Origin of the sequence: Brotaphodocola sp., from assembly GCF_050873065.1 — a bacterium.
In the GTDB taxonomy this organism is placed as follows: Bacteria; Bacillota; Clostridia; order Lachnospirales; family Lachnospiraceae; genus Brotaphodocola.
Window position 1 is genome coordinate 17288 of sequence record NZ_JBNMIC010000033.1, and the last position, 12043, is coordinate 29330.

Annotated in this window: 11 protein-coding genes; all 11 read right to left on the reverse strand. The window is 48.8% G+C overall.

What is annotated here, in order from left to right; all coding sequences use genetic code 11:
* Positions 1–12 precede the first annotated feature (12 nt).
* The gene (locus tag ACR0QE_RS09535) at positions 13–1173 is read right to left on the reverse strand and encodes an Mbov_0396 family ICE element transmembrane protein (RefSeq protein ID WP_432628125.1); all 1161 of its coding nucleotides are present in this window, start codon (positions 1171–1173) and stop codon (positions 13–15) included.
* Between the two features lie 71 nt (positions 1174–1244).
* Complete coding sequence (locus tag ACR0QE_RS09540; protein WP_432628126.1) at positions 1245–3260, reverse strand: hypothetical protein; 2016 nt, start codon at positions 3258–3260, stop codon at positions 1245–1247.
* Positions 3257–5287, reverse strand: a complete 2031-nt coding sequence (locus ACR0QE_RS09545) for a type IV secretory system conjugative DNA transfer family protein (protein ID WP_432628127.1) — start codon at positions 5285–5287, stop codon at positions 3257–3259. The genes ACR0QE_RS09540 and ACR0QE_RS09545 overlap by 4 nt, the downstream gene beginning before the upstream one ends.
* Positions 5284–6108 (reverse strand): CPBP family intramembrane glutamic endopeptidase, encoded by an 825-nt coding sequence (locus ACR0QE_RS09550; RefSeq protein WP_432628128.1) that lies wholly within the window; start codon positions 6106–6108, stop codon positions 5284–5286. The genes ACR0QE_RS09545 and ACR0QE_RS09550 overlap by 4 nt, the downstream gene beginning before the upstream one ends.
* Complete coding sequence (locus ACR0QE_RS09555; RefSeq protein WP_432628129.1) at positions 6108–6389, reverse strand: STAS domain-containing protein; 282 nt, start codon at positions 6387–6389, stop codon at positions 6108–6110. The genes ACR0QE_RS09550 and ACR0QE_RS09555 overlap by 1 nt, the downstream gene beginning before the upstream one ends.
* Positions 6390–6435: 46 nt before the next feature.
* A complete protein-coding gene (locus ACR0QE_RS09560; protein WP_432628130.1) occupies positions 6436–6828 on the reverse strand; it encodes a DUF1292 domain-containing protein in 393 nt (130 codons plus the stop codon).
* A 74-nt stretch (positions 6829–6902) separates the two neighbouring features.
* Positions 6903–7757 carry a hypothetical protein gene (locus ACR0QE_RS09565; RefSeq protein ID WP_432628131.1) on the reverse strand — a complete coding sequence of 285 codons (855 nt, stop codon included), beginning with the start codon at positions 7755–7757 and terminating at the stop codon, positions 6903–6905.
* A gap of 143 nt (positions 7758–7900) precedes the next feature.
* Positions 7901–9451, reverse strand: coding sequence for an RsmB/NOP family class I SAM-dependent RNA methyltransferase (locus tag ACR0QE_RS09570; protein ID WP_432628132.1), 1551 nt, complete (start codon positions 9449–9451; stop codon positions 7901–7903).
* A gap of 254 nt (positions 9452–9705) precedes the next feature.
* The gene (locus tag ACR0QE_RS09575; RefSeq protein WP_432628133.1) at positions 9706–10425 is read right to left on the reverse strand and encodes a DUF6465 family protein; all 720 of its coding nucleotides are present in this window, start codon (positions 10423–10425) and stop codon (positions 9706–9708) included.
* A gap of 195 nt (positions 10426–10620) precedes the next feature.
* A complete protein-coding gene (locus ACR0QE_RS09580; RefSeq protein WP_432628134.1) occupies positions 10621–10926 on the reverse strand; it encodes an AzlD domain-containing protein in 306 nt (101 codons plus the stop codon).
* Positions 10916–11644: an AzlC family ABC transporter permease gene (locus tag ACR0QE_RS09585; RefSeq protein ID WP_432628135.1), complete on the reverse strand. Its 729-nt coding sequence runs from the start codon at positions 11642–11644 to the stop codon at positions 10916–10918. Before ACR0QE_RS09585 ends, ACR0QE_RS09580 begins: the two co-directional genes overlap by 11 nt.
* Between the last annotated feature and the right edge of the window lie 399 nt (positions 11645–12043).

Consider the following 12043-nt stretch of genomic DNA (forward strand, 5'->3'; position numbering starts at 1 on the left):
TCTCTCCTCCTTTTACTTTCTCGATATCAGCCAGGTAACCAGCGCCATCGATTCGTTTGCACTTCTTGCTGCATCCGGAGAAAGAATCTCCATGATGAGCGTCTTTCCCTTAAATATGGACCAGGCTCCTCCCAGGATGAAAAACAGCTTGATGCAGTTGTTCATCGTCACATCCTGCGAGAAAATCAGCATATCACTCGTATAGAACGGCATCAGCATCAGAAACAACTGAATGGAAAAAATTGTTCCAAAGCCGACAAAAAACTTTGCAACGAACAGTTCCCTCCACTTTTTAAATTTCGCCCCGCCATCCAGGGCGATTGTCGCCGAGAAAAACGGGGACACCAGATACAGCATCAATAGGTCGACGCATTGTCGGATGAACGTCAGGGTCGCTCCAAGCATCAGAATAATCGTCAGGATCGCCGCTGTATATCCCACAAGGTAATCAATCTTACCGATGTCAAAATTTTTCAGAATCTCATCCCTGTTGACATAGGTGTAGCTTGTCTTTCGGTAGATATTCTCAAATGTGCTGCTGCTCTTCGCCGCCGGCTGCGCAACTGCCAGAAAAATCGCATCATCCATCTTCATCTCCGCTTCGATTCCGCTCGCCCTCTGGAGACTGTCCATCACGGCATCGGTCAGAGAGACTGTCAGATGCAGAAGAAAGGTGCACATGATCGGCACAAGCATAAAGGTCACCGCCGACTTGATTCCATTTGTCAGCACCTTTCCAATCGGATTGACCTCATCTCCCAGAACTGAATCAGAAATATTTTTTGCAGTCGCCATGATTGCAAACAGGAAAGCCAGCGTTCCGGCGATCATCGTCATATACGCCAGCATGGTTCCGATCGTGCTCTGCCGGAACAGATACTGAAGGAACGTCATCTCCTGGGTTCCCCTTACCACTCCGTTTGAGACGTCATCCACCATCACATTCGCAATACCGGAAAAGACATCGAAAAACATGCTGAGGGCGCGAACCACTTTTAACAGACCCACCAGACCGTCAAATAGTACTTCTTTGAGCATATCGAAGATCACGCCTCCGAGAAGTTCAAAGATCATTTTTGAAGCTTCAATCAGAACCGGCTTAAATACCCCGTCAAAAACCGATCGGAGAATTTCTCCAAGCACTTCAAAGAACCCAAGATATACCGGTGTCATAAACTCTCCTTTCCCTCAGCAGCTGCCTGTAACTTTTTCTCTGTTTCCTTATTCTTCCGTCACTTATTCCGTCATGCAACGTTGTTGTCTTTCTTCGTCCGGACAAAGAGAACGCCGAACGCGGCGACAATCGCAATCAGCAGGATCACAGAAACGATCGTTGCCATGTTGACCTTTCCTCTCACACGGAAGCTTACGCTCGTGCAGTTTCCTGCGTGATCATAGACATCCATCACATATCTGCCCGGCTTTGTCACCTGATCGATCACAGAGAGTTCCTCCTCCGTCTTTCCTGAGTGAAGCACAACCTTCTCAATCTCTGAACGATCTCCGTAGGTGATCTCTGCCAGACCGCTTGATACCTTCACGTTCACAACCGGAGGATTGACATCGCGGATCAGCTCTACATCAAATTCCGCTCCGAGCTCATCCTGCATCACAAGACGGTAAACTCCATCCTGCGCGAACTTCACACGCTCCGCTCCGTTTGTATTTGTGTAGCTGTCGGAACTCTGAAGGATATCATCAATATAAAACTCCTTGAGCGTAATTCCATACGGAATAGTGTAGTACGTCAGATTGTTCTCCGCATTTCCGAGAATCCGGAAGCTGTATGTATACACACGGTCTCCATCCGATGCAAGAAGCTCATAGCTTCCCGGCTCACTTATGGTTCCGCCGTCCGGAATCGTCTCCGCCACACCATCTTTTAAGAATCTCACTTCCGATGACACTTCTTCCGTATCCAGAGATACCGAGTAGTTTGTCATCATTCCATTCGGAACGGTCGCGTACAGGGATTTTCCTCCTGCAAACGGAATCTTGTACATCGCCTTGTCATAATCGTAGGTGATTTTTTCTGCATCCGCATCCGTCTGTCCGTCCCCGAAGAACTCACTGCCTTCTTCCCCATCCTGAGAAAGCTGTACGTTCGAAAAATCTAAGCCGAGCGCATCATCAAGCGCGGAACTTCCGGATTCTGTCTCGCTGTCTGCCCCGTCAGAAGTCTGACTGTTGCCAGAATCTGTCGGGAACACATACATATCACCCGGCAGGCTGCCCGCATTGCTGTTAAACTGCCCACTCTGACCACTGTTTCCAGTCTGACCAGCCTGATTGTTCTGCGTACTACTTTGCGTGCTGCTCTGACCATTTCGGTTGTTCGCCTCTAAATTGGACAGATAGACATCCGGAGAATAGCTGTTCTGCGCCTGCTGTTGCTGCTGTCCACCCGATGACGCCGTTGTCTGCTGCTCTTCCTTCGGTTTTGCAACCTTCGGCTGGATACGGAAATGATAGTTGGCGCGCAGAATCTTCTGGCGGGATACTGGATCTTCCGGATTCTCCACCATCGTGATTCGGAACACATAAGTTCCGGTGTCGGAGAGCACCTGCTTTCTGACGTAATCCATCGGCACACCATCTTTCGTCAGCGAGAAAGTCATATTCTCCGGAATATCGACACTGACAGGCTTGTCCGTGATTCCGTTATTTCCAATATTCGCATAAAAATAATACAGATCCTGCACAGATAACGCATAAATGTCGTAATCCTCATAATACGTCTCCGTCAGCGTGACATCCGTCACAGACGGCCCGATCGAGGTTGTGCTGTCGTCCGTCTTCGCACTGACATTTGAGGAACCCGGACCGCCGCTCTCGTAAACCGACTTCTGGGAGGAAGATGCGGTCGAAGTTCTCGAGGTACTCGAAGTGCCCGAAGTACCTGAAGTCGAGTTTCTCGAAGAATTGAGCGAGGAGGTCGTGGAGAGCGTTCCCCGTCCGGACGTCGTCGTACTGCTTGCCTCCCTGATGTAGGCCTGCTCATACGCCGATGCGTTTGAAGAATTCACACTCCCGATCACATTTCCGTTCTGGTCGCGGTAAATTATATTTCCCGCTACGGAAGTTCCCGGTGTCGTTGTCGTTCTCTCCGGCAGATAAGTAACTTGATTCGTCTGCTGCGGAGCTCTCTCCGAAGAGAATATTCCAGTCTGGCTCGCCAGAGCGGCAAACGGAAAAAGGGTGGTTCCGCAGACGGTCAGCACAGGAAGTACCGTTTTTCTTAAACAACTATTTTTTCTCATGAACTCTGTTCCTCCTGTTCATCCTGCTCCTCCATAACCGCATAATTTCTCTCTTCCAGATCGTAGTAGACCTCATCGCCGAAGAAGGCATTCGCCTTCACATCAGACAGATCCAGCGTCGAGAACTTGTAAAGCGGACACTTGTAGCTCGGGGTGAACTTTGTCCGCAGCGGATGATTTCCGAATGTTACGATAATGGCATTTCCGGTATCTGTCTTGTTGTTCAGTTTCTGAAGCTCTGACGGATAGATAACCGGACGCTGCTGAAGCTGAGTCGACACGTTGACATCCCCGCTCTTTAAGGTTGACATGGACGAGGAGACACTCGCCGTCGATACCGTCATGTTTCCGCAGAGCTTTGAGAACTCCTCACACGTCTGGATATCGTTAGAACCGATGAACATCTTCAAGCCACAGTTACTCTTGATGATGTCCGCCACGGTATCTCCATACACATTGTTGAGCTGTGCAAAGGACTGCACCACCATGTTGAACCAGATCTTACGGCTTCGTCCTACCGTGATCATCTTATCGAATTTCTCAATCTTTGGCATGTTTCCGAACTCATCGAGAAGGAAGTAAACGTTTCTCGGCAGCGACAGATCCTCCCGTCCCGATGCCACCTTGATCAGCGCCTTGTAAATACTCAGGATGAACAGAGCTGCAAGCGCATGTCTTGTGTCCTTCTCATCCGGAATTTTAAGGAAAAGGGCAACCGGCTGGTTTGCAATCATCTGCGGATCGATATCCGTCGCACTCGTCAGTGCACAGAGTCCCTCATCGTTGAACATCGACAGCTTGTCCAACGCAATCGACATATAGCTGTTTAAGGTGTTCTCTGCCGCGGAGAGTACCTGACGCGACAGGCCAACTGCCTTCGACAGCTTCGGCCTTCCGCGGAAGTAATTCTTCAGAACCTCGTACTCATTCTCCGAGTTTCCGATCGCCTTGTTGATGTTGTAGAAGCAGAACTTCTCTCTCGTCATTCCGAGATTCGGATCCTCGCTGTCCTCAAGCATTGCAAGACAGACTGCCATAATGATCGAGCGGGCACCTTTCTCCCAGACCGGATCGTCCTTGGACTCGATCGGGCAGATTACGCTCACAAGATCATTCAGATCCTCATACATCTCATCGTAAATTCTCTGGCGGGCGATCTTGACTTCCTTGAGCAGCTCAAGACGAACCGCATAAGCACGCCCCTCGTACTCATACCACTCATCACCGAAATCCTCCGCCGGATTCATGAGTTTGAGTTCCTCATACTCTCCCACAGAGTCCGTGTGCTTGTAAATCTCATTTCCTGTATTCAGATAGAGCTGATACCGGTCATAAATATCTCCGAGCGGATTCCAGCGGAAAGAGCTGTACGGATCACGCAGGTCGAGAACCATCGCTTTATATCCGCGCTCCGCAAGTGTTCCGCTGTGAAGCTGGAACAGCTCTCCTTTCGGATCGGTACAGATCATCGAAGAACCGGCTGACGTAGAACTCAAAATCTGAATCACCGGGTTGATAAACGTCGTCGTTTTACCACTTCCGGTAGCACCGATGATGATGCTGTGCACCGGGGAGGCAAGATTGATATCGATCTCTTTTCTCTTCTGATTATATACGGCATAGACGGGGATTCCGTCTTTCTTTTCTTCTTTCAGTTTCGTGTATTCCTTGTGCGGGAAGTTGAAATCCCGCTCTTTCTGGGTCATAAACCGGGAATTCTCCAGAGAGGAATCCACGACGTCCGCAGCTCTTCCCCTCATATAACCCTTATTCGACTGAAATGTGTTCGGCCGGAACACAATCGTAAGCAGCACAATAAGAGCCACCGCCGTCACTCCGTAGAGCCAGGTACTCGGCTCTAAGAAAAGGGTGGGTTCCCACATATAAGAGGAATCTCCAGTCTGCAGAACCAGCGGAAACTGTTCCATGAGAGCCGCCAGCGCATATCCAAACAGAAGGACCGCAAGAATTGCTGCAACCGCCACAATGATGATTTTCTTTTTTAGGTTCTTGATGTCCTTAATCATAAAGAATCCTCCTTTGCCATCTGACGCCAGATCAGCACAGCAGACACAAGGGCCACTGTCCCGTAGAGCGCCACTAATACCTTACTCTTAAAAAATACGTTTTCTCCGAATCCTGCCCTCATGATGCAGGCATTCACCGCAGCGGGAAAATTAAACCCGATATGAAAACACAGAGAGTAGAGAATGTTATCTCTCTTCAATGCCAGTTTCGCCATGAAAACTCCGAGAAAAAATGCATAAAAAATCCAGAGCGGATTTACATGGCAGAGGGCAAAAACAAAAGCGGAAAGATAGATCGCCTGCTTCTGTGTGAAAAATGCAAACAGCCTGTTAAGCATATATCCGCGGATCACCAGCTCCTCCATCACCGGACACACCACCACCAGATTGATCAGGGCCAGAACGAAATCGAGCTGCAAAAACACCCGTCTCGAATCCGCCTCATAGGGCTGAATCAGAGCACCCGGGAGAGGGAGAACCGTGATCAGCGCCGAAAATGCCAGCGCAACCGCCGCACCAAGTCCGGCACAAAACGCAATAAAACGCCAATCCGGATTTTCCAGGATCAACGTCGTGTCTTTGAAAATCGTGCTCCCCCTCTTCTTGCTGATCCGGTTTAACAGATACATCGCTGCCAGAATTCCGATGCAGTTATAAAAGTTGCCGCTCGCTTTCTGGTACTGCGGATCTTCCACCGTATACGGCAGGAAAAAGGATACCATCAAATGAAGGATTCCCGGGACGAACAGATACAGAAGCAGCGGTCGCACCGCATACAGAAAAGTCTGTCCACCCTTCCACAATTTCTGCTGCCAGTTCATTATTCTTCCTCAAACGTCAATACACTCGTAAAATTCGTCACATCGAAGACTTCCATCACACTGTCGGTCACATTTCTCAGCACCAGCTTGCCTCCGGCTGCCTTCAAACCCTTTTTGGCCTTCAAAAGCGCTCTGAGTGCCACCGAACTGATATACGTCGTATCTGCCATATCAAGTAAAATCTCTGTCTCCCCGGCATCAATCAGATCCATCAGCTCTTTTTCCAGCTTTGGTGCATGTGAAATATCGAGTCTCTTATCTGTCTTTATAATTGCTCCCATATCTGATTCTCCTTTTTTATCTTTTATCTATTTTTTCTGTTTCTTTCTATTCCATATCATCCATATCAAGTTCCTGATCGATTATATCTGTCGGGTTTTCGACGCTCTCTAAGAGCGCATCTGCTCCCTCGTTTACCCAGGTCTCAAAGAACTCAGAAGCCACCTCATATTCCTCATCATCGAAAAACTCTCTAAATTCCAGATTTCCGTCCGGTCCCTCCTCAATCGGAAACAAATTGACCATTCCACCCTCCTGCTCGGTCGGATACATGGCAAGGTAACGGTTTTCCCCGATTCCAAATGTTCCAATGATCTCATATTCCACTACCCTGCCATCCGGAAACTCAATATCCATGTAGAGCGGTTCGCCTTCTTCCTGAAGGTTTTCGTCATTTCGATGTTCGTCACTTTGCTCTTTTCTCAAATCTTCGTCTGCCATCTTTTCCTCCTGAAGCACCCACCGATTATATCATCACATGAAAATCATGACAATACCATGACAAATCATCTCACCTACCCAATCAGGTACTGAATCAGGGCAACAGCTGCGCCGTTCACACCATCCATATAATTCTGCATCCGGTCAAGCATTCTCTGATCCACATCATCTTCCTCCGGATTTCCCGTGTACTCGATCCCCCTCGTCGTGATGGTGAATCGGGACTGGCGATACCCGCACTCACTGATGAATTTCAAGAGAACACTCTTCTTGTTGCTGAAGGAGGCACCTGCATTGCGCACCAGTGCTCTCATCGCCTGAGCCGTCTCATCATCGTAGTCATCATAGTTGATCTCGGAACTGTTCGAGGAGTTTGAACTGTACCAGTAAGAGTTATTGTCATCAGAGCCGTAACTGTCTGCCCGCTTTCTCGCCGCCCCATCTTTCTCTCCATTGAGATTCACATAATATCCATCCGGCGTATTCGCATCCATCAGAATCGCTCCGGCTTTTCCAAAATAACACTCCTTGCCGTCGATCTCTCTCCAGCCATCTCTGACCATCGCGCCCTCCGGCAAATCATAAAATCGGCCGTCATTCAAGAAAAAGTAGTCTCCGCTGTCCCGCTTTGTCAGCCAGCCGGTCGCCATGGAAGATTCCTCTCCCTCATAATTTGTCTCAAAGAAGAAGTATCTCTGTCCGCCGATATCCTTCCATCCGCTCTGCGCATGGCCGGTGATGTCAAAATAGTACCAGCGGAGAGTTCCATCACTGTCCACAATCCTCTGCCACGTCGCAATCAGATTGCTTCCATCATCCTGCTGATATTTCCATCCGGCAGAGTCTTTCGTCCATGTCCCTGCATAAGCCGGAAACGCCGTCAGAATCACTAACATCGCACAGATTGCCGGAATCATTCTCTTTCTCATGAATTCGCCTCTCTTCTATCTTTGAAATTCTCATCATTATTTTATCGCTTTTTGCTATTTTATCACCTTTTTGTTATCTTAAATCAGATTATAGCAAACCAATGGTCACTAATTGGACACTTGAAAGGATCCAAATTTCTCTTTTACATAATTCGAAGACCTTTCGGATAATGATTTTTGAGGCTTCCTCCGGTCGCTTTCGCCCAGCCAAGAGAAAATCCATCCGCACAGACGAGCACCCATCCTTTTTCGGATGGATCGCACGAAAGAGTCCCTCCGCCCAGATAAGTGCGAACTTCCAAGCTGTCTGCCGGATAATCCATGCTCCGGCGCACCTGATCTGGTCTCAGTGCAAGAGCCAACGCGTGAGCCGGCTCTAAGCGGTTCTTCTTGATTGTTCCCAGATGAAGTCCCGGCCGGAGCACGCGAAGTCCCGACAGATCCGGCATTCCGTCCGGAAGCTGATAGAGCTGTTCCCCAAACAGAATTCTCGAAGAAGGATTCGCACAGGGAAGCGGTTCTGCAAGCGTTTCCTGCTCAAACTCCTGCCACAGCGTAAGCTCTTCCTTACCGATTCCGCCTGCGGATGAGGCGTTTTTCTTTCCCTTCTCCTTCTTTTTCTCTTTCTTTCCGCCTTTTGCCCTGCTGTACTCTGCCGCTTTTTCTCTCCCATATTCAGAAAAATCATCCGGTTCATCCGCAAAATCCCGATCCGTCGTCTCGGCGCCATCCGTCCGGCTCTCCCCCGCTTTCTCAAGCAGTGCCAGATAATGCCCCTCTCCCTCTGCCTTATGCGGCCAGATCCGGAACGTATGCACAAGCTCCGGGCATTCGATCCTGCTCCAATCCGGACGTGCACAGGAGATTCCCTCCGGAGTCTCATTCTCTGGAAGCTCCACAATGGAAAATTCCGGGTGACGGGAAAGAAAATCCGCGATTCCCTCCTCATCCTCCTCCGGGGCAAACGTACAGGTCGAGTAGACCATCCGTCCACCCGGGCGCAGCATCGATGCTGCCTCATCGAGGATTCCCTGCTGGCGCTCTGCGCACATCTTTACATGGTCCAGACTCCACTGATTGCGCGCCTCCTCGTCTTTTCGGAACATTCCTTCACCGGAGCACGGCGCATCCACGACAATCCGGTCAAAAAACTCCGGGAAACGCGGGGCAAGATTCTCCGGCGGCTCATTTGTTACAACCGCATGAGCGATTCCCATGCGCTCAATGTTTTGCGCGAGGATCTTTGCGCGGGCGGGATGAATCTCATTTGAGACGAGAAGTCCCTTTCCCTGCATGCGGTCCGCAAGATGAGTCGACTTTCCTCCCGGCGCTGCGCAGAGATCAAGCACCCTCTCTCCCGGCTGCGGATTTAAAACAGAGACAACCGCCATCGCACTCGGTTCCTGAATATAGTATGCCCCTGCCTCATGGAGAGCCGATCTTCCCGGTCTTGAATCTGCCGCGTAGTAAAATCCTTCCCGGCACCACGGAACCGGTTTGAGTCCAAAGCGCTCCCGGTAGCGCAGGAAATCTTCTTTTAAGTCTCCCTTTCTCGTGTTAAATCGAAGCCCCTGTGCGCGCTCATCGTCATAGCTTTTCTCAAAAGCCTCTGCCTCCGCTCCCAGAAGTTCTCTCATCCTTTTAAGAAACGCCTCAGGAAGCTGAACGCCCTGTGTCTTCTCTGTCTTTTCCATGCTTTCTGTCCTTTCCGTTCTTTTTATTCTGTCTGTTCTGCTGTATCCTTGTAGCTGATTTTTTATCTAAATATATATCTATCTCTGTTTTTCTAGCATATCTTAATCTTAACACAAAAATTCTGAACAGATCAATCGCAATGAAATTATGAGATAAAAAGACCATGAACCTGATCCTTCAGATTCATGGTCTCTCCTGGCCATCCTACATGGCCTGTGTCAAAAACTTTTTACTTTTATCTGCAAATCGTTTCTTACAGCTCTACGCAGCAATCCGGAAGATCCTGTCCATTGACTACATAGTAAGCAACGTGGTTCTCCGGCTGTACATAGATCTCGATCGTCTTGATCTCATCACCCGGATGACCTGCCTTGTAGTGAGCCTCAGCTGCTGCAAGAATGTCTTTTGCAAGAACCTGCTTTCCGCTGAACTCGATCACAACCTTTGCCTCCACAGCAGCTGCCTTCTTTGCTCTCGTGGTGGTCTTCTTCTCTGCCGTCTTTGCTGTAGTCTTTGTCGTCTTTGTTGACTTTGCAGCAGTCTTGGTGGTCTTTGCTGCCGGCTTCTTCTCAGCAGTCTTCTTCTCAGCTGCCGGTTTTCTGCCTCTCTTTGCTGCCGGTTTTGCTTCCTTGTTTTCTGCTGCTTCCTTCTTCACTGCCTCTGCCTTCTTTGCCTCTTCCAATGCTTTTGCTGCGAGCTTCTCTACCATTTTTACCGCCTCATCCTTCTTATCTGTCAGAGCTTTCGTCTGATCTTTTGTTGTAGCAAGTTTCTTTGGATCTTCTTTCTTTGTATCCAGCTTTTTCGGATCCTCTTTTGTCGTTGCAAGCTTCTTCGGATCCTCTTTCGTCGTAGCGAGTTTCTTCGGGTCTTCCTTCTTTGTATCCAGCTTCTTCGGCGTCTCTTTCACGGTCTCAATCTTTAACGTCTCTGCCTTTCCTGCTGTCTTGGCATTCTTCATTTCTGCTGCCATACAAATCCTCCTCACCTGAAATCGGTATCATTTTCCAAATTCTATGGCGTTTTTCATCCCGCCATATTTGAGGGAATTATAAATCCTTTTCCTTGTTTTGTCAACTTCCAAGCCGCTCTTCCCCCATTTTTGTATCTTCTTTGCGTCTTCCGTATATCTTCTTTTTTTCTTCTATCCTGCTATCTCTGCACCATTCTACAAAATCATCTCTGCGAGATAAACCACAAGGCAGGCACCGATCGATACGCGGAAAAGATTTCCATCCACCCACGCAAGAATCACTGCCGCAATCAGTCCGGCTGCCCCCGAGCGCACATCCCCGGTCGCCTTTAAGATTGCCGGAAACGTCATCACAGACAGGCTCACATACGGAACATAGTAGAGAAAAGAGCGGATAAATCTGTTCTTAATCTCTTTTCTCAGAAGAGTGAGCGGAAGCGCCCGCACCGCATAAATCGTCACAAACATCACGAGAAGACTCAGATAAATATTATGCTTCATGTTCGTCCTCCTTCACCGGGAACAGAACTGCCGCTATACCTGCGAGCAGAATCGTCAGAATAATCATCTGGAAACCGGATGAGATCTCCCGAAGTCCCGGAATCACAGAAAACGCTGCACTTGCAGCCATCGAAGCGATCACGACACCAGCCACAATCTTGCTCTTCTTCGATGCCGGAATCACAACGGCGAGGAACATTCCGTACAGCGCCACATTTAACGCATTCATCACGCGAAGCGGAAGAATCATTCCGATCACCGCCCCGAGAAATGTTCCAAGCACCCATCCCGGTGCCGCAATCGATGCCGCTCCGTAGAGATAACACGGATTGAGCCGTCCCTCAACCGAAATGGAAATACCAAACAGCTCGTCGGTCACCGCATATGCCATCAGCAGCCGATGATAGAATGGTTTTCCGCGCTCAATTTTCTGCGAGAGAGCGCTCGACATCAGCAGATAACGGAGATTGACGATCATCGTCGTCGCTGCCATCTCCAGATACCCTGCTCCCGCCGCAATCATCTCAATTCCAGCAAACTGACCGGCAGATGCCAGCATCGCCGCCGACATCAAAGATGCCTGAAATGCGGAGAGTCCCGCCTTCTTCGATGCAATTCCCAGTGTAAATGCCACTGCAAAATATCCCATCGCAATCGGAAATCCGTCCTTCATTCCCCGAAAGAACCAAGTTTTTCCTGAATTTTGTGAATCGTTCATTATTCCCCCGCTTCCCCTCTCTTATCTTTTCTGTTCTTTATTTGTGTATTTCCTGTACACACATTCAAAAACCGCTGTATCAGGACGCACCATGACAGCGGCAAACGTTTTGATCATACTATTTTCTCTTATAAAAGTCAACCTTGCTTCCTCTTAGAAACTTCCCATTCCTGTTCACGCACTGCACAAACAGCAGCATTTCTTCTAAGTCCATGACTTTTTCTCAAAAATGCATTATACTTATCTCATGGCAAGCTTAACTTTCAAACTATAAATGAGCAAGTTCGTGATTTTGCATAAAAGAAAGACACCTTGAATTCGATTGTGTTGTATAATGAAAGTGCCCAAACTAACATTTACAGCATTCACGAAAGAAGGTGTCTCCTGCAAATACTATAC